This is a genomic window from Streptomyces anatolicus (genome assembly GCF_019400875.1).
Classification (GTDB): Bacteria; Actinomycetota; Actinomycetes; order Streptomycetales; family Streptomycetaceae; genus Streptomyces; species Streptomyces anatolicus.
Genome location: NZ_WMBF01000001.1, coordinates 56,192 through 79,661 on the forward strand (window position 1 = coordinate 56,192; position 23,470 = coordinate 79,661).

Here is a 23,470-nt window from a genome sequence, read left to right on the forward strand (position 1 = left end):
TAGAAGGTGATCCGGGGGAAAGCGGACACATCCCCTCAAAGTGGCTACGGGGAGGGGGTGTCCCAGTCTTCATGATCAGGAGCGGAATGGTGCCTTCAGTGGGGCAATGTCCGTTTCCAAGTAGCGGAAGCGGGGCCTGATTTGACCTTTTTGCCCGCTCCTTCGTGAGCAAACTCACATGAAGATCATGGCCTCTTCCGGACTTTGGCCGGGAATTGGATGTTTAGCCTGACGCTTTACAGGGATGGCGAATCCGACAAGCCGCGTCCGTCAGACGACGCCTCAACCGACAGGGTCCGAACAGCAGATGAAGACTGTGAAGCCGACGATGTTCCGCAACATAGCCAACCCGCGCCGCACCACCCTCGCGCATCTCGAGGACGCCGCCGACGTCCAGCGCGCGGCCGACCTGCCGGAGCACGCCGTCGACCTCCCGACCCAGACCGCCAACCCGAAGCGCACGATCCTGATGACCGCGCCGGAGACATTCGTCCCGTCCGGCGCTTGAGGGCTATTCACCCGCCCGCACGGGATTAACCGGCCGCCCGCACGGGATTACCGGCCGCCCGCACGTGACTACCGGCCGCCCGCACGGGATTCCAGCCCGTCCGGCGTTTGAGGACGAGCCGCGAAGCGGCGATCGACAGAGGCGAAGGCACCGCCCACGCGAGCCCGGTGCGCAAGCCGGCCGCAGGCCATCACGTTAGCCTGGGGTGTCAGACCCCACCCACCTCAAGAGGCTAGAGCGTGCGCATCGCCAGGTTCTCCATCGACGGCAATGTCGGCTACGGCGCGGTCGAGGGGGAGAGCGCCCCCGGCAGAGAGGGCGAACTCGTCCTCGACATCATCAAGGGCATCCCGTACGCCGACTTCGAACTGTCCGGCACCAAGGTCCCGCTGAGCAAGGTCCGCCTGCTGCCGCCGGTGCTCCCGAACAAGATCGTGGCCTTCGGCCGCAACTACCGGGAGCACGCGGCGGAGCTGGGCAACGAGACGCCGGACGTCCCCTTCGCCTTCCTCAAGCCGTCCACCTCCCTGGTCGGCAGCGGCGACGCCATCACGTACCCCTCCTTCTCCGAGGAGCTGCACCACGAGGCCGAGCTGGCCGTGGTCATCGGCCGCATGTGCCGCGAGGTCCCGCGCGAGCGGGTCAAGGACGTGATCTTCGGCTACACCTGCGCGAACGACGTCACCGCACGCGACGTGCAGCGCCGCGAGAAGCAGTGGGCCCGCGCCAAGGGCTTCGACAGCTCCTGCCCGCTCGGCCCCTGGGTGGAGACGGAGATCGACCTCGCGGCCGCCAACGACCTCACCATCCAGTGCACGGTCAACGGCCAGCAGCGCCAGCTCGGCCGCACCAGCGAGATGACCCACTCCATCGAGGATCTGATCGTCAACATCTCCGAGGCCATGACGCTGCTCCCCGGCGACGTCATCCTCACGGGCACCCCGGCAGGCGTCGGGCCCCTCAACGTCGGCGACGAGGTCGCCGTCACCATCGAAGGCATCGGCACTCTCACCAACAAGGTGATCAAGCGTGGCTAACGCGAACGTCCGCGTACGTTTCTGTCCCTCGCCGACCGGCAACCCCCACGTGGGTCTGGTCCGCACCGCCCTGTTCAACTGGGCCTACGCCCGGCACAACGGCGGCACCATGGTCTTCCGCATCGAGGACACCGACGCGGCGCGCGACTCCGAGGAGTCGTACCGGCAGCTGCTCGACTCGATGCGCTGGCTGGGCTTCGACTGGGACGAGGGCCCCGAGGTCGGCGGCCCGCACGCGCCGTACCGCCAGTCGCAGCGCATGGACATCTACAAGGACGTGGCGGCCAAGCTCCTCGACGGTGGCTACGCCTACCCCTGCTACTGCACCACCGAGGAGCTGGACGCCCGCCGCGAGGCCGCCCGCGCCGCCGGCAAGCCGTCCGGCTACGACGGCCTGTGCCGCGCCCTCACCGACGAGCAGAAGCAGGCGTACGAGGCCGAGGGCCGCAGCCACATCGTCCGCTTCAAGATGCCGGACGAGGCCACCACCTTCACCGACCTGGTCCGCGGCGAGATCACCGTCCAGCCGGAGAACGTCACCGACTACGGCATCGTGCGCGCCAACGGCGCCCCGCTGTACACGCTGGTCAACCCGGTCGACGACGCCCTGATGGAGATCACCCACGTCCTGCGCGGCGAGGACCTGCTCTCCTCCACCCCCCGCCAGATCGCCCTCTACAAGGCGCTGATCGAGCTGGGCATCGCGGAGCGCATCCCCGAGTTCGGCCACCTGCCGTACGTCATGGGCGAGGGCAACAAGAAGCTCTCCAAGCGCGACCCGCAGGCGTCCCTCAACATCTACCGCGAGCGCGGCTTCCTCCCCGAGGGCCTGCTGAACTACCTCTCCCTCCTGGGCTGGTCGTTCTCCGCGGACCAGGACGTCTTCTCGATGTCCGACATGGTGGCGAGGTTCGACGTCGCGGACGTCAACCCGAACCCGGCCCGCTTCGACCTCAAGAAGGCCGAGGCGATCAACGCCGACCACATCCGCATGCTCGACGTGAAGACCTTCGCCGAGGCCTGCGAGCCCTGGCTGCGGGCCCCGCACGCCAACTGGGCCCCCGAGGAGTTCGACGAGGCCGCCTGGCAGGCCATCGCGCCGCACGCGCAGACCCGCCTGAAGGTCCTCTCCGAGATCACCGACAACGTCGACTTCCTCTTCCTCCCGGAACCGGTCTTCGACGAGCCCTCCTGGACGAAGGCGATGAAGGAAGGCTCCGACGCCCTCCTGCGCACGGCCCGCGCCAAGCTGGAGGCGGCGGACTGGACCTCTCCGGAGTCCCTCAAGGAGGCCGTCCTGGCCGCCGGCGAGGAGCACGGCCTCAAGCTCGGCAAGGCGCAGGCCCCGGTCCGTGTCGCCGTCACCGGCCGCACGATCGGCCTGCCGCTCTTCGAGTCCCTGGAGATCCTGGGCAAGGAGAAGGCCCTGGCCCGCATCGACGCGGCCCTGGCGAAGCTGACCGCCTGATCAGCGAAGGCGTGGCGGATACGCCATCGAAGGGCCCGGAAGCCGAGACGGCTCCCGGGCCCTTCGCATACCGTCGGTGCCATGCCCGTCAACGCCGTGCCCATCAAAGCCGTGGTCTGGGACATCGACGACACGATCTTCGACTACGCGACCGCCGACGCGACCGGCATGCACGCGCACCTCACCGCCGAAGGCCTCCTGGAGCGGTACGAGTCCGCCGAGCGCGCCCTGGCGCGCTGGCGGCTGCTCACCGAGCGGCACTGGGCCCGCTTCGGCGCGGGAGGCATCACCTTCGAGTCGCAGCGCCGCGACCGCGTACGCGACTTCCTCGACGCCCCCGGCCTGAGCGACACCGACGCCGACGCGTGGTTCGACCGTTACGTCGGTCACTACGAATCGGCCTGGTCCCTCTTCCCGGACACCGTCCCCGCCCTGGACGCCCTCGCCGACGGCTACCGCCACGCGGTCCTCTCGAACTCCGCCCTGTTCGTCCAGGAGCGAAAGCTGCGCCGCCTCGGCGTACGCGACCGCTTCGAGGCCGTCCTGTGCGCCGCCGACCTCGGCTTCTCCAAGCCCGCCGCGGAGGCCTTCCACGCGGCCTGCACGGCGCTGGGGCTCACGCCCGCCGAGGTCGCCTACGTCGGGGACCAGCCGGAGATCGACGCCAGGGGCGCCCGGGACGCCGGACTCCTCGGGATCTGGCTCGACCGCCACGGCACCGCGGGGGATGGCCCCTCGGGAGTACACCGCATCACGCACCTCGGCGAGCTGCCCGCGCTGCTGCGGGCGGATACCCGTTTTGGAGCGCCGTCCACCTTCGGGTAATGTTCTTTCTGCGCCGCCCGAGAGGGCCGAAAGGTCCGGCAGGGAAGCGCACATCAGAACAAAATCCCCGTAGGGGGTTGCGGTTTGATGGCCTATGGTGTAATTGGCAGCACGACGGTTTCTGGTTCCGTTAGTCTAGGTTCGAGTCCTGGTAGGCCAGCTCGCAGAGCTCATCTGCAAAATGTGGATCTCATCCACGAAGCCCCCGTTGTGTAGCGGCCTAGCACGCTGCCCTCTCAAGGCAGTAGCGCCGGTTCGAATCCGGTCGGGGGTACAGATCCTTCCCACGGGAACAGAGCGGGTCGCACCCACTGTCCCCTGATGCAGGATCGCTAGGGCCCCCGTTGTGTAGCGGCCTAGCACGCCGCCCTCTCAAGGCGGTAGCGCCGGTTCGAATCCGGTCGGGGGTACTGTGGTCTGGTCTAGACCACTAGTGGGCTATGGTGTAATTGGCAACACGAAGGTTTCTGGTTCCTTTGTTCTAGGTTCGAGTCCTGGTAGCCCAGCGCAGTACAGCAGCACATGTGCCAGCCCCCGTTGTGTAGCGGCCTAGCACGCCGCCCTCTCAAGGCGGTAGCGCCGGTTCGAATCCGGTCGGGGGTACAGAAACGGCAAGGGGCCTTCCCGGTGGGAGGGCCCCTTCGTCATGCTCCGGAACCGCGTCTCATGCGTCCGGAACTCCGCCGCACGCCTGCGGACTCCCTTGCCCGTAACGGCGGTTGGACTCCTCCGTCTGTGCCATCCGGCGCAGAGCGAGCAGTACCGGCTCGTACAGCACCGTGAGCGCCACCGCCGCCTCCAGCTGCGCCTCGGGCGAGTCGTACCGCTCGATCAAGTCCAGGTCGGTGACGGCAAGTTGCCGCCCGGCGCGGGCGTAGGGCGCCAAGTCCTCGACGGCACACGGATATCCGAGCCGCGCCAGGGTGCCGACCGCTGTCACCAGCATCCGATGGGCCGGCGACTCGTCCCCGTACTCCTCGGCGAACTCCCAGCCCAGGCGCGCCAGTAGCGCGTCCACCGTGCGGCGCGCCGCCGCCCGGGTCTCGTCGGCCGCCTCCTCGCCGGTGGGCTCCGGGCCGTGCGGCAGGGCCCATACCGCCGTGCCCAGGCGGGAGTTGTGGTCCAGGGACTCGTCCTCAAGGGCGGTCAGGACCTCGCGCGCCGAGGCGATCGGCACCCGGCCCACCTGGATCAGCGCCCGCACCAGCCGCAGCCGCTTCAGGTGCGCGTCGTCGTACTCGGCCTGGGTGGCCGTCACGCGGCGGCCCGGCGGCAGCAGGCCCTCACGCAAGTAGTACTTGATCGTGGCCGTGGGGACCCCGCTGCGCCGGCTCAGCTCCGCCAGTCTCATCGGTTCGCGCTCCTTTTTGCGTGCACTCTTGCGTCCCTCCTTGGAGAGTGGCACTATCCAATCATGGATAGCGGAACTATCCAATGCCCGGCCCGGGGCTCCACGAAGGGGGAATCGTCATGAGCGAGAAGCCGATCGAAGGGCGCATGACCGCCGAGGGGACGGGCGAGGTGATCGTCTTCCACATCGGGATGCGCATCAACAACTTCCTCGCCCCGCGCAGCTGGCTGCCCGTCATGCGGGCCATGCCGCGCATGCTCAAGGAGCTGTCGCAGGACCCGGAGAGCGGGATGCTGGGATACCGGCTGCTGCTCGGCGGAGCACGCCTGATGTACGTCGTCCAGTACTGGGAGTCCCGGGAGAAGCTGCTCGCCTACTCGGCGGCGCCGGACAAGGAGCACCGGCCCGCGTGGGCGGCCTTCAACCGGCGCATCCGGGAAGGCAGGGGAAAGGTCGGCTTCTGGCACGAGGCGTACGTCGTGCCGGCCGGCGCCCATGAGGCGGTCTACGTCAACATGCCGGAGTTCGGCCTGGGGAAGGCCACCGGCGTCGTGCCGGTGGGCCGTCGCGGGGAGCGGGCGGCCGACCGCCTCAAGGTGGCCTGAGGGCCGGCGGGGGAGTGCGCGCACGGAGGGGCCGCCGCGGCGTTGAGGCGGCCCCTCCGGTGTGCGTGGCGTCAGCTGGAGCGGCGCAGGGCCTCGGAGAGGCGTCCGGCCGCGTCGATGACCGCCTGTGCGTGCATGCGGCCCGGGTGGCGGGTCAGGCGCTCGATCGGTCCGGAGACCGAGACGGCGGCGACCACGCGGTTCGAGGGGCCCCGCACGGGCGCGGAGACGGACGCGACGCCCGGCTCGCGCTCGCCGATCGACTGGGCCCAGCCCCTGCGGCGTACGCCCGAAAGGGCCGTCGCGGTGAAGCGGGCGCCCTGGAGGCCGCGGTGCAGGCGCTCCGGCTCCTCCCAGGCCATCAGGATCTGGGCCGACGAGCCCGCCTTCATGGTGAGCGTCGAACCCACCGGGACCGTGTCCCGCAGCCCGGAGAGGCGCTCCGCCGCGGCCACGCAGATGCGCATGTCGCCCTGGCGGCGGTAGAGCTGCGCGCTCTCGCCCGTCACGTCGCGCAGATGTGTGAGGACCGGGCCCGCCGTGGCGAGCAGGCGGTCCTCGCCCGCCGCGGCGGCCAGCTCGGCGAGGCGCGGGCCGAGGATGAAGCGGCCCTGCATGTCCCGCGCCACCATCCGGTGGTGTTCCAGTGCCACGGCCAGTCGGTGGGCCGTGGGTCGTGCGAGCCCGGTGGCCGCGACCAACCCCGCGAGGGTGGCCGGACCGGACTCCAGGGCGCTCAAGACAAGAGCCGCCTTGTCGAGAACGCCGACGCCGCTAGAGTTGTCCATGCGTCGATACTCGCGTCTCACTCTGTGAAACGCAAGTTCAATTTTCCGTGGAACACGCCACTCTGTACGAGCGAACCGCAGACCAACGGATTTCGCGGTCCACGTGCGGCACGAGGGGTACGCGCGTCGGCGAACAGATTCTCTAGTTGGGCCGGCGAAGCGGCCGGTCGGAGGGAAAGCGATGGGTAGGACACTCGCGGAGAAGGTCTGGGACGACCACGTCGTCCGGCGCGCCGAGGGCGAGCCCGACCTCCTCTTCATCGATCTGCACCTGCTGCACGAGGTGACCAGCCCCCAGGCCTTCGACGGCCTCCGCCAGGCCGGCCGCCAGGTGCGGCGGCTCGACCTCACCATCGCCACCGAGGATCACAACACCCCGACCCTCGACATCGACAAGCCCATCGCCGACCCGGTCTCCCGGGCCCAGCTGGAGACGCTGCGCAAGAACTGCGCCGACTTCGGCGTGCGCCTGCACCCGCTGGGCGACGTCGAGCAGGGCGTCGTCCACGTGGTGGGACCGCAGCTGGGACTGACGCAGCCGGGCACCACCGTCGTCTGCGGCGACTCCCACACCTCCACGCACGGCGCGTTCGGCGCGCTCGCCTTCGGAATCGGTACTTCTCAGGTCGAGCACGTGCTCGCCACCCAGACGCTGCCGATGGCCCGCCCCAAGACCATGGCCATCACCGTCGACGGCGAACTGCCCGACGACGTCACGGCCAAGGACCTGATCCTCGCCATCATCGCGAAGATCGGCACCGGCGGCGGCCAGGGCTACGTCCTGGAGTACCGCGGCCCGGCCATCGAGAAGCTCTCGATGGAGGCCCGCATGACCATCTGCAACATGTCCATCGAGGCGGGTGCCCGCGCGGGCATGATCGCCCCGGACAAGACCACCTTCGACTACATCGAGGGCCGCGCCCACGCCCCGCTGGGCGCGGACTGGGACGCCGCGGTGGAGTACTGGAAGACCCTGAAGACGGACGACGACGCGGTCTTCGACGCCGAGGTCTACATCGATGCCACCAAGCTGGCCCCGTTCGTCACCTGGGGCACCAACCCGGGCCAGGGCGCGCCGCTTTCGGCGCACGTCCCCGACCCGGCTTCGTACGAAGACGCTTCGGAGCGCCACGCCGCCGAAAAGGCCCTGGAATACATGGGGTTGACCGCCGGGCAGCCGCTGCGGGACATCAAGGTCGACACGGTCTTCGTAGGTTCGTGCACCAACGGCCGCATCGAGGACCTGCGCGCGGCCGCCTCCATCGTCGAGGGCCGCAAAGTCGCCGACGGCGTACGGATGCTGGTCGTCCCGGGCTCGGTCCGGGTCTCCCTGCAGGCCGTCGCGGAGGGCCTGGACAAGGTCTTCACCGCCGCCGGCGCCGAATGGCGGCACGCGGGCTGCTCGATGTGCCTGGGCATGAACCCCGACCAACTGGCTCCCGGCGAGCGCTCCGCGTCCACCTCCAACCGCAACTTCGAGGGCAGGCAGGGCAAGGGCGGTCGCACCCACCTGGTCTCCCCGCAGGTCGCCGCCGCCACCGCCGTCACCGGCCATCTGGCCTCACCCGCCGACCTGTCCGACGCCCCCGTGACCGCCGGAGTCTGAGAACCATGGAAGCATTCACCACGCACACCGGCCGGGCCGTCCCGCTGCGCCGCAGCAACGTGGACACCGACCAGATCATCCCCGCCCACTGGCTGAAGAAGGTCACCAGGGACGGCTTCGAGGACGGGCTCTTCGAGGCCTGGCGCAAGGACCCCGAGTTCGTGCTCAACAAGCCCGAGCGCCAGGGCGCCACCGTCCTGGTCGCCGGACCCGACTTCGGCACCGGCTCCTCGCGCGAGCACGCCGTGTGGGCGCTGCAGAACTTCGGCTTCAAGACCGTCGTCTCCTCCCGCTTCGCCGACATCTTCCGCGGCAACTCGCTGAAGAACGGCCTGCTCACCGTCGTACTCGACCAGAAGGTCGTGGACGCGCTGTGGGAGCTGACCGAGAGCGACCCGCAGGCCGAGATCACCGTGGACCTCCGGGACCGCCAGGTCCGCGCGCAGGGCATCACCGCCGACTTCGAACTCGACGAGAACGCCCGCTGGCGGCTCCTGAACGGCCTGGACGACATCAGCATCACCCTGCGGAACGAGCCGGACATCGCCGCGTACGAGGCCAAGCGCCCCTCGTACAAGCCGCGGACCGTGCAGGTCTGACTCCTCGCAACACCCCGCGGCGCCCTGATGTACCCCCAATCGTGGACGGTTGGGGGTACATCTGTGTCTGCTCCCCAAATGGGCCCGATGACCTGAACGGGTGGTCTCAACTCCCTTGATTCGGACGGAAGAAGAGGCCGGAAATCCCCTTGTACTCGGCGTGACCGGGTACCCTCATGAGGGCGCCGGATGGCGGTAGTTACCCCCTGCGGAGGCGACAACTCGCCCCAGATGGCACAATCGGTGCATGGGACGCGACAGCCAACTCGAGCTCTACGGCCTCGTCGCGGCCCAACTGAAGGAAGCGCACTCACGAGTGCGCGCACTGCAAGTCCCGGAGGGCGTACGGATGGCGCTGACCCGGAAGCTGCTGGTCATTACGGCCGCGGCCAAACACGATCTCGCCGATGCGGCAAGGCGTCTGGAGCGTTTGATGGCCTCCCTCGACGAAGCTGACGAGGGCCGATTCCCCGAAGACACCTGAGCCTCAAGCCTCAACGGGCCTTCGAGGAACTCCGAGATGGTCCAGTTCGTTGCGGCACAAGGGTGATTAGCCCGTTTCGTGTTTGATTTGCGGTATATATCTGCCTAACGTGCGAAAAAGCCGGAGTATTTCGCTCCCGGCAATGTCTCCGAAGGGGAAGACGTGAACAAGGCGCAGCTCGTAGAAGCGATTGCCGACAAGGTGGGCGGCCGCCAGCAGGCCGCCGACGCGGTCGACGCGGTACTCGACGCCATCGTCCGTGCCGTGGTCAGCGGTGACCGCGTTTCGGTCACCGGCTTCGGCTCGTTCGAGAAGGTCGACCGCCCGGCCCGCTACGCCCGCAACCCGCAGACCGGGGAGCGCGTGCGGGTCAAGAAGACCTCGGTTCCGCGCTTCCGCGCCGGTCAGGGCTTCAAGGACCTGGTGAGCGGCTCGAAGAAGCTCCCGAAGAACGATGTCGCGGTCAAGAAGGCGCCCAAGGGCAGCCTGACCGGCGGCGCTTCGGCGACGGTCAAGAAGGCGGCGGCCAAGAAGGCCACCACCAAGAAGGCGGCCGCCAAGAAGACCACCGCCACCGCCAAGAAGACCGCCGCGAAGAAGACCACGGCGACGGCGAAGAAGGCCACGGCGAAGAAGACCACCGCCAAGAAGGCCACCTCGACGGCGACCGCGAAGAAGGCGACCGCCAAGAAGACCACGGCCAAGAAGGCCACGCCGGCGGCGAAGAAGGCCACGGCCAAGAAGACGGCGCCCGCCAAGAAGGCCACGGCGAAGAAGACCGCGCCGGCCAAGAAGGCCACCACGCGCAAGACGACCGCCAAGAAGGCCACCGCCCGCAAGAAGTAGGGCACAGGGCACTCACGCGCCGGGCCGGACTCCCACGGGGGAGCCCGGCCCGCGTCGTGCGTTCCTCAGGGCAACGGGCGCCGGTGCCTCAGAACGTCTGGAGCGTCACCAGGGTGATGCGGCGGGCCTCGCCCTCGCCGTCGACCTCGATCCGCACCCGCTGGCCCGGCCGCAGCAGCCGCAGCCCGCCCGCGTCGAACGCGGGGGCGTCGAAGGGCACCGGGGTGCCGTCGTCGAGCAGCACGCTGCCGCTGCGGGTCTCGGAGTCGTACGTGTACGCGGTCGCCTGCATGGGGGCAGCGTACTCAGTCGGCGATGAGAAGCCGGGCGGCGGCCTTCGCGGTGCGCGGTCCCACGCCGAGTGCGAGGGCGGCCCGCAGGTCTTCTCCGGTGTCCACGTCCTGGCGTACGGAATCGATGCCGTCGAGCGAGAGTTCCACGGCCCCCGACGCCGTGTGATGGGCGCGGGAAGCCGTACCGAATGCCGGTCGCAATTCCATACCGGCCGCCGCGGTCAGCAGTGTCGTGCCGATTCCGGCGGCATCCGGCAAAAACGCCCGGGGGAAATGGGCGGCGTGATCAAGGACATGGCCCAATTCCAGGGGGCGCAGGGCGGGCAGATCGGCGTTCAGGGCGGCGACGGACGCGCCGGACCGCTCGGCGCGTATGACCGCCGCGCCATGGCGCAGGGCGGCGTTCAGGCCTTCTCCCGGCTCGTCGGGAACGATACGGGCGCCCAGCGCGGCCAGCTCACGACCCGCCAGGGCGTCATCCGTGACGACTGCCACATCCCGTACCGCCGGGCAGGCCACCGCCGCGGCCACGGTGTCCTGCGCGAACGCCAGGGCGAGGCCCGGACGCAGGCCGTCGCCCGCGGCGGCGGCGAGCCTGCTCTTGGCGCGCGCCAGCGGCTTCAGGGGTATGACCAGGGTCCACTGCACGGGCGCTCCGTCCTTGTCGTCGCGCCCATTGTGACCTGCTGGGGGGCCTTGATACCTGGGCGGGCGTACGGTGTTCTCGACAGACCGGCAGCCTGGGGCGACACTTGTGCGGCCGACCAGGTTCATGGAGGAAGGTGTTTGCGTGTCCCGCCGCAGAATCGGCTTCTGGTACCGCCTTGCGGCGGTCATCGCAAAACCGCCGCTGGTGGTTCTGTTCAAGCGGGACTGGCGTGGAATGGAACACATTCCGGCCCACGAAGGATTCATCACGGCGGTGAATCACAACTCGCATATCGACCCGTTGTCGTACGCACACTTCCAGTACAACACCGGTCGGGTGCCGCGTTTCCTGGCAAAGGACGGCCTTTTCAGGCGCGGCTTTGTCGGCCAGGTCATGAAGGGCACGGGGCAGATCCCGGTCTACCGCGAGACGACGAACGCGCTCGACGCCTTCCGCGCCGCGGTCGCCGCCATCGAGCGCGGCGAGTGCGTCGCGTTCTACCCCGAGGGCACGCTCACCAGGGACCCCGACATGTGGCCGATGACGGCCAAGTCCGGTGCCGCGCGGGTCGCCCTGGAGACCAGGTGCCCGGTGATCCCGGTGGCCCAGTGGGGCGCCAACCTCGCCCTGCCGCCGTACAGCAAGAAGCCCTCCCTCTTCCCGCGCAAGACCCTCCAGGTGAAGGCCGGGGCCCCCGTCGACCTGTCGCGCTTCTACGACAAGGAGCCGACGCCCGAGGTGCTCCGCGAGGCGACCGAGGCCATCATGGCCGCCATCACCGAACTCCTCGAGGAGATCCGGGGCGAGAAGGCCCCCGACAAGCCGTACGACCCGCGCACGGCACGTCTGGAGCAGCGCCGCAAGGCCGCGGCCCGCAGGGCGTCGCGGAGCACGGCACAGAGCACCACAGAGAACACCACAGAGAGCACCTCGGAGGACAGCAAGTGACGAACCCCGTGAACCCCGTGAACCCGGCAGGCCCGCTGAAGGCCGCCGTCTTCGGAACGGGCTCCTGGGGTACGGCCTTCGGCATGGTGCTCGCCGACGCGGGGTGCGACGTCACCCTGTGGGGCCGGCGCGCCGGACTCGCCGACGCGGTCAACTCCACGCGGACCAACCCGGACTACCTCCCCGGCGTCGAACTCCCCGGGAACCTCCGGGCGACCACCGACCCCGCCGAGGCCGCCGCCGGCGCCGACTTCACCGTCCTCGCCGTGCCCTCGCAGACCCTGCGCGCCAACCTCGCCGAGTGGGCGCCGCTGCTGGCCCCCGAGACCGTCCTCGTCTCCCTCATGAAGGGCGTCGAGCTGGGCTCCGCGATGCGCATGAGCGAGGTCATCGTGGACGTCACGAAGGTCCCGGCGCACCGCGTCGCCGTCGTCACCGGGCCCAACCTCGCCCGCGAGATCGCCGCGCGGCAGCCCGCCGCCTCCGTCGTCGCCTGCGAGGACGAGGCGGTCGCCCAGCGCCTCCAGAAGGCCTGCCACACGCCGTACTTCCGCCCGTACACCAACACCGACGTCGTCGGCTGCGAGCTGGGCGGTGCCGTCAAGAACGTCATCGGGCTCGCCGTCGGCATCGCGGACGGCATGGGCCTCGGCGACAACGCCAAGGGCTCGCTCATCACGCGCGGCCTCGCGGAGACCACCCGGCTCGGGCTCGCCATGGGCGCCGACCCGCTGACGTTCTCCGGGCTCGCGGGCCTCGGCGACCTGGTGGCCACCTGCTCCTCGCCGCTCTCGCGCAACCACACCTTCGGCACCAACCTCGGCAAGGGCATGACCCTGGAGGAGACCATCGCGGTCACCAAGCAGACCGCCGAGGGCGTCAAGTCCTGTGAGTCCGTGCTGGATCTGGCCCGCAGGCACGGCGTCGACATGCCCATCACGGAGACGGTCGTCGGCATCGTCCACGACGGCACGCCCCCGGTCGTGGCCCTCAAGGAGCTGATGTCGCGCAGCGCCAAGCCCGAGCGTCGCTGACTGTTTTTCGGGCAACGGGTACGCTCAACGCGATATGAGCAGCGAGAACCTCCCCCAGAGCCCTGAGCCGCGCCCCGTGCCGAGCTCTGAGCAGCCGCTCCGCAAGCCGCGCGTGGCCGTCGTCTTCGGCGGCCGCAGCTCGGAGCACGGCATCTCCGTGGTGACGGCCGGCGCCATCCTGAGCGCCCTCGACCGCACCAAGTACGACGTCCTGCCCATCGGCATCACCACCGACGGCCGTTGGGCCCTGACGGCGGACGAGCCCGAGCGGATGGCCATCACCGACCGGAAGATGCCGAACGTCGCCGACATCGCCGACTCCGTGGAGGGCGGCGTGGTGCTGCCGCTCGACCCCGGCAACCGCGAGGTCGTCTACAGCGAGCCCGGCTCGGTGCCCAAGGCGCTCGGCGAGGTCGACGTCGTCTTCCCGATGCTGCACGGTCCCTACGGGGAGGACGGCACCCTCCAGGGCCTGCTCGAACTCTCCGGAGTGCCCTACGTGGGCTCCGGCGTCCTCTCCTCGGCCGTCGGCCAGGACAAGGACTACATGAAGCGGATCTTCACGTCCTTCGGGCTGAACGTCGGCCCCTACCTGGTGATCCGCCCGCGCGAGTGGAGCCAGGACGAGGCCGGCGCCCGGCAGCGCATCGCGGAGTTCGCGGGCGAGCACGGCTGGCCGCTGTTCATCAAGCCCGCGCGCGCGGGCTCCTCGATCGGCATCACGAAGGTCGACTCCTTCGAAGGCCTCGACGAGGCGATCGCCGAAGCCCAGCGCCACGACCCGAAGATCCTCGTCGAGGCGCTGCTGCGCGGCCGGGAGATCGAGTGCGGCGTCCTGGAGTTCGAGGACGGCCCGCGCGCGAGCGTCCCGGCCGAGATCCCGCCGGTGCAGGCGCACGACTACTACGACTTCGACGCGAAGTACATCGACTCGACGCCCGGCATCGTGCCGGCGCCGCTGACGCCCGAGCAGACCGCGGAGATCCAGCGGCTCGCGGTCGAGGCGTTCGAGGCGGCGTCCTGCGAGGGCCTGGTGCGGGCGGACTTCTTCCTTACCGAAGACGGCCGGTTCGTGATCAACGAGATCAACACGATGCCGGGCTTCACGCCCATCTCCATGTACCCGCAGATGTGGGAGAAGAGCGGCGTCGGCTACGAGGAGCTGGTGGACCGCCTCATCCAGGCGGCGCTGAACCGCTCCACCGGGCTGCGCTGACACGCTCCACAGACCGCTTTCGGACGGGACCGGCCCGCCCCCGCGAGGTCAGGCGACGCCCTTCGGGATCGTCTCCTTGATGGGGGCGGCGAAGTCCGTGAGCGGACCGAGACCGTCCCCCGTCCGCTCCTGAGGCAGCGTCACCTCGACATAGGCGAGCCGCGCCCCGGTGGTGAACGTGTACGAACCGTCGTCGCGCTTCTGCAGCAGCCAGGCCACGCCGTTCACCTTCACACCGTTCTTCGGGGCGTACGCGGGGTCGATCATCTCGGGGGGCCGCTCCACACCGCAGCGCAGTATGATCGCCGGGTCTCCCCACCCGGCGGTCAGCTCGGACTTCGGCCCGGGGTCGGTGCGCTCCAGCCCGTCGATCTTCTTCGGGAGTCGCGCGTGCAGATCCCGGCAGAGCTTCGCGGCCTTCGCGTCCGGGGACGGAACCACCACCGACGCCTCGTCGTCCGTAGCTGAGCAGGCCGCTGTCGTGATCAACAGAGCGAGGGCGGACGTTCCTGCGAGGCGGCGGCGCCGGTGACGGGGGGTGTTCACCGGGCCAGGGTAGACGGGGGCTACAAGTGCACGACCGGGCAGGTCAGGGTTCGGGTGATGCCGTCCACTTGCTGGACCTTGGCGACCACCATGCGGCCGAGCGCGTCCACCGTGTCCGCCTGCGCGCGCACGATGACATCGTAGGGACCGGTCACGTCCTCGGCCTGGATCACTCCCGGGATCTTGCCGATCAGCTCGGCGACGGTCGACGCCTTGCCGACCTCGGTCTGGATCAGGATGTACGCCTGTACCACGGAACCTCCAGGGCGGCCACGAGGATCATGTGGGGAGAAGGGACGCCACGGTACCGCGTCGCCGCTCGTCACGGGGAGACCCGGGCGGGCTGTGGCGCACACATCGTGGTGGACGGAGAACAGAAGTTGACGGTCATGTCGACCGTACCGACGACAGTGACGGCTCGCGACCGGGGGCCGGGCAGCGTGAAAGGGCATGGTGAGACTCGGTGAAGGGAACCGTGGGCGAGTTGGGGGAGTTCGGGCTCATCAGAGAGCTCACCTCCCGGCTCACCTCCACTCCGGCCGTACGGCTCGGCCCTGGCGACGACGCCGCGGTCGTGTCCGCTCCGGACCGCAGGGTCGTGGCGAGCACCGACATCCTCCTGGAGGGGCGGCACTTCCGCCGCGACTGGTCCACCGCCTACGACGTGGGCCGCAAGGCCGCCGCGCAGAACCTCGCCGACATCGCCGCGATGGGCGCCGTGCCGACCGCGCTCCTGCTCGGCCTCGTCGTACCCGCCGAGCTGCCCGCGAGCTGGCCCACCGAGCTGATGGACGGCCTCAGGGACGAGTGCCAGGTCGCGGGGGCGGCCGTCGTGGGCGGCGATGTCGTCCGCGGTGACACCATCACCGTCGCGATCACCGCCCTCGGCGACTTGCGCAACCACGAGCCGGTCACGCGCGCGGGCGCACAGCCCGGCGACGTGGTCGCCGTCACCGGCTGGCTGGGCTGGTCCGCCGCCGGGCACGCGGTGCTCTCCCGCGGCTTCCGCTCGCCGCGCGCCTTCGTGGAGGCCCACCGCAGGCCCGAGCCGCCCTACCACGCGGGCCCCGCGGCCGCCGGGCTCGGCGCGACCTCCATGACGGACGTCAGCGACGGCCTCATCGCCGACCTCGGGCACATCGCCGAGGCGAGCAAGGTGCGCATCGACATCCGCTCCGGAGACGTCGACGTGCCCACGCAGATGAACGACATCGGCCAGGCCGTCGGCGTCGACCCGCTCCAGTGGGTGCTCAACGGCGGCGAGGACCACGCGATCGTCGCGACGTTCCCGCCCGACGTGAAGCTGCCCGCCCGCTGGAAGGTCATCGGCGAGGTCCTCAACCCCTCCGCGCTGCCCCAGGTGACCGTGGACGGCGCGCCCTGGACCAGCAAGGGCTGGGACCACTTCGGGGACAACGGGGACGCCGAGTGACCGCGCCCCCGCGCGTGCTCACCGTCGCCGGATCCGACTCCGGCGGCGGCGCGGGCATCCAGGCCGACCTGAAGACGATGCTCGCGCTCGGCACGCACGGCATGAGCGTCGTCACGGCCGTCACCGCCCAGAACTCCCTGGGCGTGCAGGGCTTCTGGGAGCTTCCGGCCGAGGCCGTGCGGGCGCAGTACCGCAGCGTCGTCGACGACATCGGCGTACAGGCCGTGAAGACCGGCATGCTCGCCTCGGCCGAACTGGTCGAGACCGTCGCCGACTTGCTGGCGGGCACCGACGCGCCCGCCGTCGTCGACCCGGTCGGCGTCTCCAAGCACGGCGACTCGCTGCTCGCGGCCTCCGCCCTGGACTCCGTACGTACGAAGCTGCTGCCGGTGGCGACGGTCGCGACGCCCAACCTCGACGAGGTCGCCCAGCTCACCGGCGTCGAGGTCACCTCCGAGGACGACCTCCGCCGCGCGGCCGCCGCCGTCCTCGCCTACGGCCCGCAGTGGGTGCTCATCAAGGGCGGCCACCTGCGCGGCGACGCCGTGGACCTGCTCACCGACGGCTCCGAGGAGCACGTGCTGCGCGCCCCGCGCCACGACAACCGCCACACGCACGGCACCGGCTGCACCCTCGCCAGCGCGATCGCGGCGCAGCTGGCGAAGGGGCAGAGCGTGCCGGAGGCCGTGGCGGCCGCCAAGGAGTACGTCACCGAGGCGATCGCCGCCGGTTTCGCACTCGGCGACGGGATCGGCCCGGTCGATCACGGCTGGCGGTTCAGGGGAGCGTAGGCACCCGATCGTGGGCACACGAAGAAGCCGGCTCCCCGAGGGGAGCCGGCTTCTTCAGCAACCAGCTAGGTGGCCGCGCTGGCGTCAGCGCGAGACCTTGCCGGCCTTGATGCACGAGGTGCAGGCGTTGAGGCGCTTCGGCGTCCCGCTCACCACGGCACGCACACGCTGGATGTTCGGGTTCCAGCGACGGGGCGTACGGCGGTGCGAGTGCGAGATGGCGTTGCCGAAGCCCGGCCCCTTGCCGCAGACGTCGCAGTTGGCAGCCACGGGTCACTCCAAAGACTTCAGATGCACTTACGGTTAATCCCGGCATGCCGAGATCAGTGCAATGATCGAAAGTGGCGTTGCCAGGAGGAATGTCCCGATGAGTATCGGGCAACCGGAGCAGCATACAACGACTGCTTCGGTAGAACGAAACTACCACGGCTCGCCCGGCCCCCGCCCCGGGCCCCGTGTTCACCCTCGGTCTACGCTGCGTCCATTCCGGATGGTCAAGGAGGCGAAACAGGTGCCGCAGAACCTCGACGCGGTCGCGGTGCGCGCCTGGTGCCGACTGGCTCTGGACGCCCTCGGCAGGGCCCGCGAGGAGATCGACTCCATCAATGTCTACCCGGTCGCGGACGGGGACACGGGCACGAACCTCTATCTGACGGTGGAGTCGGCGTCCCAGGCGGTCGACGCGGCCTTCACGGGCCACGATCCGGCGCTTCCCTCGCTGGCCGAGACCGTGCACGCGATGGCCCACGGGGCGCTCATCGGGGCCCGCGGGAACTCGGGCACGATCCTCTCGCAGCTGCTGCGGGGGATGGCGCAGGTCCTCGGCGGCCCCGAGCGCGAGAGTGCCGGTGAGGCAGATCACGCCGACGGGCGGACCCTGGAGCGGGCGCTGCGGCGGGCGGCGGAGTCCGCGTACGAGGCGGTCGCGCACCCCGTCGAGGGCACCGTCCTCACGGTGGCCACAGCGGCGGCGAAGGCGGCCGGGGAGGCCGGGGGCGCCGACTGCGGGAGGGTGGCCAGGGCCGCGTACGACGGGGCCTGTACGGCCCTGGACGCGACTCCCGGCCAGCTCGCCGTCCTCGGGCGCGCGGGAGTGGTGGACGCGGGCGGCCGCGGCCTCGTCGCGGTGCTCGGGGCGCTCGTGGGGGCCCTGTCGGGAGAGACGGTGTCGCGCAAGCCGGCCGACCACAGCCACGCGCGCGTGGAGGACGCCGAGTGCGATGACCTCCCGGCGGAGGGCGGCGGACCCGCGTTCGAGGTGATCTACCTCCTGGAGGCCGACGACAGCGCGGTCGCTTGGCTGCGGGCCCGGCTCGACCGGCTCGGCGACTCGCTCGTCGTGGTCGGCGGCGACGGGCTCTGGAACGTCCACGTCCACGTCGACGACGCGGGAGCCGCCGTCGAGGCGGGCGTCGAGGCGGGCAGGCCGCACCGCATCCGCATCACCCACTTCGGGGCGGGCGACGCGCACACCACCGCGCAGCAGCCCCGGGAACGCGCGCAGCGGGCCATCGTCGCCGTCGTACCGGGAGAAGGCCTCGCCGGGCTCTACACCGAGGCGGGAGCGACCACCGTGCCCGCGCGCGTGGGAGAGCCGCCCGCGAGCGGCGAGCTGGTCGACGCCATCAGGCGGGCGCACGCCCGCGAAGTGGTGCTGCTGCCCAACGACGCCGAGCTGCGCCACACCGCGGCCGCCGCGGCGGAACAGGCCAGGACGGAGGGCGTGCGCGTCGCCCTGATCCCCACCCGCTCCGCGGTCCAGGGCATCGCCGCCCTCGCCGTGCACGCACCGGACCGCCGCTTCGACGAGGACGTCGTCGCCATGACCTCGGCGGCCGGCGCGACCCGCTACGGCGAACTGGCCGTCGCCGAGCGGCAGTCGTGGACCATGGCGGGCATCTGCCAGGCCGGTGACGTCCTCGGCCTGATCGACGGCGATGTCGCGGTGATCGGTACGGAGGTGGCCCCCACCGCCACCTCGGTCCTCGACCGCATGCTGTCGGCGGGCGGCGAGATGGTCACGCTCGTCCTCGGCGAATCGGTGCCGGACACCGTCGCGGGGCAGCTGGAGAAGCATGTGCGCGAGACGTATCTGGCCGTCGACACGGTCGTCTACCGCGGCGGCCGCCAGTCCGCGCTGATGCTGATCGGCGTGGAGTAACCCCTGGCCGAGCGGCGGGTACGGGGGACCTGCGGCCGAATGTCAGTGGCGTGGTGTGCAATGGATCTCGTGCCCGCGCTCGAAGAACCCCTGAAGAAAGTGGTCGGCCCCGCCACCGCGAAGGTGATGGCCGAGCACCTCGACCTGCACACGGTCGGCGACCTCCTGCACCACTACCCCCGGCGGTATGCCGAGCGGGGCGAGCTGACCCGCCTCGCCGACCTCCCCCTGGACGAGCACGTCACGGTGGTCGCCCAGGTCGCGACCGCGCGCCTGCACACGTTCAGATCGCCCAAGGCGCCCCGGGGCCAGGGCCAGCGCCTCGAGGTCACCATCACCGACGGCAGCGGCGAGCTGCGCCTGGTCTTCTTCGGCCGCGGCGTCCACAAGCCGCACACCGAGCTGCTGCCCGGCACCCGCGCGATGTTCGCGGGCAAGGTCTCCGTCTTCAACCACCGCCTCCAGCTCGCCCATCCCGCGTACGAACTGCTGCGCGGCGGCGATCCGGACGCGGTGGACAGCTGGGCGGGCGCGCTCATCCCGATCTACCCCGCCTGCAAGCAGCTGGAGTCCTGGAAGATCGCCAAGTCGGTCGAGACGGTCCTGCCCAGCGCCCAGGAAGCCCTCGACCCGCTGCCGCCCGCCCTCAGAGAGGGCCGCGCCCTCGTCCCGCTCCCCGAAGCGCTCCTGAAGATCCACCGGCCGCACTCCAAGGCGGACATCGCCGCCGCCCGCGACCGCCTGAAGTGGGACGAGGCGTTCGTCCTCCAGGTCGCCCTGGCCAGGCGGCGGTACGCGGACGCGCAACTGCCCGCCGTGGCCCGCAGGCCCAAGCCGGGCGGCCTCCTCGACGCCTTCGACGCCAAGCTGCCCTTCACGCTCACCGAAGGCCAGGAAAAGGTCTCCAAGGAGATCTTCGACGACCTCGCCACCGAACACCCGATGCACCGCCTCCTCCAGGGGGAGGTCGGTTCGGGCAAGACGATGGTGGCCCTGCGCGCCATGCTCGCCGTCGTGGACGCGGGCGGGCAGGCCGCGATGCTCGCGCCCACCGAAGTCCTCGCCCAGCAGCACCACCGCTCCATCGTCGAGATGATGGGCGAGCTCGCCGAGGGCGGGATGCTGGGCGGCGCCGAGCAGGCCACCAAGGTCACGCTGCTCACCGGCTCCATGGGCACCGCCGCCCGCCGCCAGGCCCTGCTCGACCTCGTCACCGGCGAGGCCGGCATCGTCATCGGCACCCACGCGCTGATCGAGGACAAGGTGCAGTTCCACGACCTCGGCCTGGTCGTCGTGGACGAGCAGCACCGCTTCGGCGTGGAGCAGCGCGACGCCCTGCGCGGCAAGGGCAAGCAGCCCCCGCACCTGCTGGTCATGACGGCCACGCCCATTCCCCGCACGGTCGCCATGACGGTCTTCGGCGACCTGGAGACCTCCGTCCTCGACCAGCTCCCCGCCGGGCGCTCACCGATCGCCAGCCATGTCGTCCCCGCCCAGGACAAGCCCCACTTCCTCGCCCGCGCGTGGGAGCGCGTGCGCGAAGAGGTGGGGAAGGGCCACCAGGCGTACGTGGTCTGCCCCCGCATCGGTGACGAGGAGGAGGACCCCAAGAAGGCCAAGAAGAAGGCGGAGGAGGAGGCCACCGCCGAGAAGCGGCCCCCGCTCGCCGTGATCGAGGTCGCCGAGCAGCTCGCGAGCGGCCCTCTCCAGGGGCTGCGGGTCGAGGTCCTGCACGGCCGCATGCAGCCCGACGACAAGGACGCCGTGATGCGCCGCTTCACCGCTGGCGAGACACAGGTCCTGGTCGCGACGACGGTCATCGAGGTCGGGGTGAACGTCCCGAACGCCACCGCCATGGTGATCATGGACGCCGACCGCTTCGGCGTCTCCCAGCTCCACCAGCTGCGCGGCCGCGTCGGCCGGGGCTCGGCCCCCGGCCTGTGCCTGCTGGTCACCGACATGCCCGAGGCCAGCCCCGCCCGCGCCCGCCTCGGCGCCGTCGCCTCCACCCTGGACGGCTTCGAGCTGTCCCGCATCGACCTGGAGCAGCGCCGCGAGGGCGATGTGCTCGGCCAGGCCCAGTCCGGCGTGCGCTCCTCCCTGCGCATGCTCGCGGTCATCGACGACGAGGAGGTCATCGCCGCCGCCCGCGAGGAAGCGGTCACGGTCGTCGCCGAGGACCCCGCCCTGGAGCACCTGCCGGAGCTGCGCACCGCCCTGGACGCCCTCCTCGACGCCGAACGCGAGCAGTACCTCGACAAGGGGTGACGCCCGCGCACGCCATATCGTGGAGGGACCACCGCCCAGCCAGAAGGACTCAGATGACCCGCGTGATCGCCGGTGCGGCCGGCGGACGGCGCCTCGCTGTCCCGCCAGGGAACGGCACCCGCCCCACGTCCGACCGCGCGCGCGAGGGCCTCTTCTCCACCTGGCAGGCCCTCCAGGGCACGCTCGACGGGGCACGCGTGCTCGATCTCTACGCGGGCTCCGGAGCCGTGGGCCTGGAAGCCCTCTCCCGGGGCGCCGCGCACACCCTGCTCGTCGAGGCCGACGCCAGAGCGGCCCGCACCATCAGGGAGAACGTGAAGGCGGTCGGCCTGCCGGGCGCCGAGGTGAGAGCGGGCAAAGCCGCCCAGATCGTCCAGCAGGGGGCGCCCGCCACCCCGTATGACCTGGTCTTCCTCGATCCGCCCTACGCGGTCACCGATGTCGATCTTCGGGAGATACTGCTCACACTCCGCTCGGAAGGGTGGCTCACACCCGACGCGCTCGTCACCGTTGAACGCAGTACAAGAGGCGGAGAATTCGGCTGGCCGGAGGGGTTCGAGCCCCTCAGGTCCCGTCGCTACGGCGAAGGGACGTTTTGGTACGGTCGCGCCGCCTCTACGTGCGACGACTCAGTGATCGCGCCATGACCGGACCGGAGAGCGAGGGACTCACGTTGCGCCGCGCCGTATGTCCGGGGTCTTTCGACCCCATCACCAATGGACACCTCGACATCATCGCCCGCGCCTCCAAGCTGTACGACGTGGTGCACGTCGCGGTGATGATCAATCAGTCGAAGAAGGGCCTGTTCGAGATCGAGGAGCGGATCGACCTGATCCGCCAGGTCACGGCCGACTTCGGCAATGTCGAGGTCGAGTCCTTCCACGGCCTCCTCGTCGACTTCTGCAAGCAGCGCGACATCCCGGCCATCGTCAAGGGCCTGCGCGCGGTCAGCGATTTCGACTACGAACTCCAGATGGCCCAGATGAACAACGGCCTCTCGGGCGTCGAGACGCTGTTCGTGCCGACCAACCCCACCTACAGCTTCCTCTCCTCCTCGCTGGTCAAGGAGGTCGCCGCCTGGGGCGGCGACGTCGCCCACCTGCTGCCGCCGGTGGTCCACGAGGTTTTGGTCGAACGCCTGGGCCAGAAGTGACCTTTCAGCCGATCCGCTGACAGCCCGTCATCCGGTGTCGGGCGGGCGCCCGTCGGCCTTACAGTCGTCCCGTCCGTCTCCCAACCAGCTGTAGAGAGTGGCGAGCACACGGTGGACGTGCAGAAGAAGATCGACGAGATCGTCCGGGCGGTCGGCAGCGCCCGGTCCATGCCCATGTCGGCCTCGTGCGTGGTCAACCGCGCCGATCTGCTCTCGATGCTCGAAGAGGTGCGCCAGGCCCTGCCCGGCTCCCTCGCCCAGGCCCAGGAGCTGATCGGCGGCCGCGAGCAGCTGGTCGAGCAGGCCCGCCAGGAGGCCGAGCGGATCATCGAGTCCGCGCACGCCGAGCGCGGCTCCCTGATCTCCGACACGGAGGTCGCCCGGCGCTCCCAGGGCGAGGCCGAGCGCATCCTCGCCGAGGCCCGCCAGGCCGCCGAGGAGGTCCGCGTCGAGGCCGACGACTACGTGGACAGCAAGCTCGCCAACTTCGAGGTCGTCCTCACCAAGACCCTCGGCTCGGTCGGCCGCGGCCGCGAGAAGCTGCTCGGCACCGGCCCGGGCCTCGACGAGAACGGCTACGACGACGAGGACGCCCCCGAGCGCAGCCACGACCCCGAGACCCTGCGCCGCAACGCCGACGCGTACGTGGACGCCAAGCTGGGCGCCTTCGAGGCGGTCCTCGCCAAGACCCTGGAGGCGGTCGGCCGCGGCCGCCAGACCCTGCACGGCCGCGCCCCGGCCGACGAGCTGGGCACCCTGGGCGAGGGCGCCACCACCCAGGGCCACACCACCGACGCGGAGTTCCTCGCGGACCTCGCGGGCCCGGCCGCCGCCCCGGCGCCCCAGCAGGCCCGCCAGGCCC

Annotated in this window: 25 protein-coding genes, 5 tRNA genes and 1 pseudogene; 24 read left to right on the plus strand and 7 right to left on the minus strand. The window is 70.4% G+C overall.

What is annotated here, in order from left to right:
- The first annotated feature begins 307 nt into the window (after positions 1-307).
- From GKQ77_RS00255 to GKQ77_RS00295, 9 genes are all read left to right on the plus strand, one after another.
- On the plus strand, positions 308-508 hold the full coding sequence (locus GKQ77_RS00255; RefSeq protein ID WP_030787436.1) for a hypothetical protein: 201 nt from the start codon (positions 308-310) through the stop codon (positions 506-508).
- A 239-nt stretch (positions 509-747) separates the two neighbouring features.
- Entirely contained in the window at positions 748-1,545 is a 798-nt protein-coding gene (locus tag GKQ77_RS00260; RefSeq protein WP_219686537.1) for a fumarylacetoacetate hydrolase family protein, read from the plus strand.
- Positions 1,538-3,013, plus strand: coding sequence for a glutamate--tRNA ligase (gene gltX, locus GKQ77_RS00265; RefSeq protein WP_219686538.1), 1,476 nt, complete (start codon positions 1,538-1,540; stop codon positions 3,011-3,013). Before GKQ77_RS00260 ends, gltX begins: the two co-directional genes overlap by 8 nt.
- Before the next feature lie 96 nt (positions 3,014-3,109).
- A complete protein-coding gene (locus GKQ77_RS00270) occupies positions 3,110-3,838 on the plus strand; it encodes an HAD family hydrolase (RefSeq protein WP_219686554.1) in 729 nt (242 codons plus the stop codon).
- An 88-nt stretch (positions 3,839-3,926) separates the two neighbouring features.
- A tRNA-Gln gene (locus GKQ77_RS00275) sits at positions 3,927-3,998 on the plus strand.
- A gap of 41 nt (positions 3,999-4,039) precedes the next feature.
- Positions 4,040-4,112 (plus strand) — tRNA-Glu (locus GKQ77_RS00280).
- A 63-nt stretch (positions 4,113-4,175) separates the two neighbouring features.
- Positions 4,176-4,248 (plus strand) — tRNA-Glu (locus tag GKQ77_RS00285).
- Between the two features lie 24 nt (positions 4,249-4,272).
- A tRNA-Gln gene (locus tag GKQ77_RS00290) sits at positions 4,273-4,344 on the plus strand.
- A gap of 24 nt (positions 4,345-4,368) precedes the next feature.
- Positions 4,369-4,441, plus strand: a tRNA-Glu gene (locus tag GKQ77_RS00295).
- A gap of 61 nt (positions 4,442-4,502) precedes the next feature.
- On the opposite strand, the gene GKQ77_RS00300 is transcribed toward GKQ77_RS00295, so the two are convergent.
- Complete coding sequence (locus GKQ77_RS00300) at positions 4,503-5,189, minus strand: MerR family transcriptional regulator (RefSeq protein WP_219686539.1); 687 nt, start codon at positions 5,187-5,189, stop codon at positions 4,503-4,505.
- Between the two features lie 119 nt (positions 5,190-5,308).
- On the opposite strand from GKQ77_RS00300, the gene GKQ77_RS00305 reads away from it, so the two are divergent.
- The gene (locus GKQ77_RS00305) at positions 5,309-5,794 is read left to right on the plus strand and encodes a DUF4188 domain-containing protein (protein WP_219686540.1); all 486 of its coding nucleotides are present in this window, start codon (positions 5,309-5,311) and stop codon (positions 5,792-5,794) included.
- Positions 5,795-5,865: 71 nt separating this feature from the next.
- On the opposite strand, the gene ndgR is transcribed toward GKQ77_RS00305, so the two are convergent.
- Positions 5,866-6,582 carry an IclR family transcriptional regulator NdgR gene (gene ndgR, locus GKQ77_RS00310; protein ID WP_030787455.1) on the minus strand — a complete coding sequence of 239 codons (717 nt, stop codon included), beginning with the start codon at positions 6,580-6,582 and terminating at the stop codon, positions 5,866-5,868.
- A 181-nt stretch (positions 6,583-6,763) separates the two neighbouring features.
- Between ndgR and leuC the strand changes: the two genes are divergently transcribed.
- The 4 genes from leuC (at position 6,764) to GKQ77_RS00330 (ending at position 10,117) form a co-directional block, all read left to right on the plus strand.
- Entirely contained in the window at positions 6,764-8,188 is a 1,425-nt protein-coding gene (leuC, locus tag GKQ77_RS00315) for a 3-isopropylmalate dehydratase large subunit (protein ID WP_219686541.1), read from the plus strand.
- 5 nt (positions 8,189-8,193) lie between these two features.
- Positions 8,194-8,787, plus strand: a complete 594-nt coding sequence (gene leuD, locus GKQ77_RS00320) for a 3-isopropylmalate dehydratase small subunit (RefSeq protein ID WP_219686542.1) — start codon at positions 8,194-8,196, stop codon at positions 8,785-8,787.
- A gap of 247 nt (positions 8,788-9,034) precedes the next feature.
- Positions 9,035-9,271, plus strand: coding sequence for an SCO5555 family protein (locus tag GKQ77_RS00325; RefSeq protein WP_030787464.1), 237 nt, complete (start codon positions 9,035-9,037; stop codon positions 9,269-9,271).
- Positions 9,272-9,433: 162 nt separating this feature from the next.
- Positions 9,434-10,117 (plus strand): HU family DNA-binding protein, encoded by a 684-nt coding sequence (locus GKQ77_RS00330; RefSeq protein WP_125515324.1) that lies wholly within the window; start codon positions 9,434-9,436, stop codon positions 10,115-10,117.
- A gap of 88 nt (positions 10,118-10,205) precedes the next feature.
- On the opposite strand, the gene GKQ77_RS33095 is transcribed toward GKQ77_RS00330, so the two are convergent.
- A complete protein-coding gene (locus tag GKQ77_RS33095) occupies positions 10,206-10,409 on the minus strand; it encodes a hypothetical protein (protein WP_258020635.1) in 204 nt (67 codons plus the stop codon).
- Positions 10,410-10,422: 13 nt separating this feature from the next.
- A complete protein-coding gene (cofC, locus tag GKQ77_RS00335; RefSeq protein ID WP_308117492.1) occupies positions 10,423-11,058 on the minus strand; it encodes a 2-phospho-L-lactate guanylyltransferase in 636 nt (211 codons plus the stop codon).
- A gap of 142 nt (positions 11,059-11,200) precedes the next feature.
- Between cofC and GKQ77_RS00340 the strand changes: the two genes are divergently transcribed.
- From GKQ77_RS00340 to GKQ77_RS00350, 3 genes are read left to right on the plus strand one after another with little or no spacing between them, the layout of a single operon-like run.
- Complete coding sequence (locus tag GKQ77_RS00340) at positions 11,201-12,007, plus strand: lysophospholipid acyltransferase family protein (protein ID WP_219686543.1); 807 nt, start codon at positions 11,201-11,203, stop codon at positions 12,005-12,007.
- Positions 12,004-13,041 carry an NAD(P)H-dependent glycerol-3-phosphate dehydrogenase gene (locus GKQ77_RS00345; protein ID WP_308117493.1) on the plus strand — a complete coding sequence of 346 codons (1,038 nt, stop codon included), beginning with the start codon at positions 12,004-12,006 and terminating at the stop codon, positions 13,039-13,041. Before GKQ77_RS00340 ends, GKQ77_RS00345 begins: the two co-directional genes overlap by 4 nt.
- A gap of 34 nt (positions 13,042-13,075) precedes the next feature.
- The gene (locus tag GKQ77_RS00350; RefSeq protein ID WP_219686544.1) at positions 13,076-14,257 is read left to right on the plus strand and encodes a D-alanine--D-alanine ligase family protein; all 1,182 of its coding nucleotides are present in this window, start codon (positions 13,076-13,078) and stop codon (positions 14,255-14,257) included.
- 48 nt (positions 14,258-14,305) lie between these two features.
- Here GKQ77_RS00350 and GKQ77_RS00355 read toward each other — a convergent pair whose 3' ends face one another.
- Positions 14,306-14,803, minus strand: coding sequence for a DUF3515 domain-containing protein (locus GKQ77_RS00355; RefSeq protein WP_219686545.1), 498 nt, complete (start codon positions 14,801-14,803; stop codon positions 14,306-14,308).
- A 20-nt stretch (positions 14,804-14,823) separates the two neighbouring features.
- Positions 14,824-15,057: an Lrp/AsnC family transcriptional regulator gene (locus GKQ77_RS00360; RefSeq protein ID WP_030787487.1), complete on the minus strand. Its 234-nt coding sequence runs from the start codon at positions 15,055-15,057 to the stop codon at positions 14,824-14,826.
- 209 nt (positions 15,058-15,266) lie between these two features.
- Between GKQ77_RS00360 and GKQ77_RS00365 the strand changes: the two genes are divergently transcribed.
- Positions 15,267-16,235 carry a thiamine-phosphate kinase gene (locus GKQ77_RS00365; RefSeq protein ID WP_219686546.1) on the plus strand — a complete coding sequence of 323 codons (969 nt, stop codon included), beginning with the start codon at positions 15,267-15,269 and terminating at the stop codon, positions 16,233-16,235.
- Entirely contained in the window at positions 16,232-17,026 is a 795-nt protein-coding gene (gene thiD / locus GKQ77_RS00370; protein ID WP_219686547.1) for a bifunctional hydroxymethylpyrimidine kinase/phosphomethylpyrimidine kinase, read from the plus strand. The genes GKQ77_RS00365 and thiD overlap by 4 nt, the downstream gene beginning before the upstream one ends.
- A gap of 84 nt (positions 17,027-17,110) precedes the next feature.
- On the opposite strand, the gene rpmB is transcribed toward thiD, so the two are convergent.
- Positions 17,111-17,296: a 50S ribosomal protein L28 gene (gene rpmB / locus GKQ77_RS00375; protein WP_125515332.1), complete on the minus strand. Its 186-nt coding sequence runs from the start codon at positions 17,294-17,296 to the stop codon at positions 17,111-17,113.
- 220 nt (positions 17,297-17,516) lie between these two features.
- Here rpmB and GKQ77_RS00380 point away from each other — a divergent pair, with 220 nt between their 5' ends.
- The 5 genes and pseudogenes from GKQ77_RS00380 to GKQ77_RS00400 form a co-directional block, all read left to right on the plus strand.
- Positions 17,517-19,187 (plus strand): DAK2 domain-containing protein, encoded by a 1,671-nt coding sequence (locus GKQ77_RS00380; RefSeq protein ID WP_219686548.1) that lies wholly within the window; start codon positions 17,517-17,519, stop codon positions 19,185-19,187.
- Between the two features lie 60 nt (positions 19,188-19,247).
- Entirely contained in the window at positions 19,248-21,455 is a 2,208-nt protein-coding gene (gene recG, locus GKQ77_RS00385; RefSeq protein ID WP_219686549.1) for an ATP-dependent DNA helicase RecG, read from the plus strand.
- Between the two features lie 53 nt (positions 21,456-21,508).
- A complete protein-coding gene (gene rsmD, locus GKQ77_RS00390; protein ID WP_219686550.1) occupies positions 21,509-22,102 on the plus strand; it encodes a 16S rRNA (guanine(966)-N(2))-methyltransferase RsmD in 594 nt (197 codons plus the stop codon).
- A 26-nt stretch (positions 22,103-22,128) separates the two neighbouring features.
- Positions 22,129-22,608, plus strand: a complete 480-nt coding sequence (gene coaD, locus GKQ77_RS00395; RefSeq protein WP_219686556.1) for a pantetheine-phosphate adenylyltransferase — start codon at positions 22,129-22,131, stop codon at positions 22,606-22,608.
- Positions 22,609-22,719: 111 nt separating this feature from the next.
- A pseudogene (locus GKQ77_RS00400) lies at positions 22,720-23,470 on the plus strand (cell division initiation protein); the annotation flags it as partial.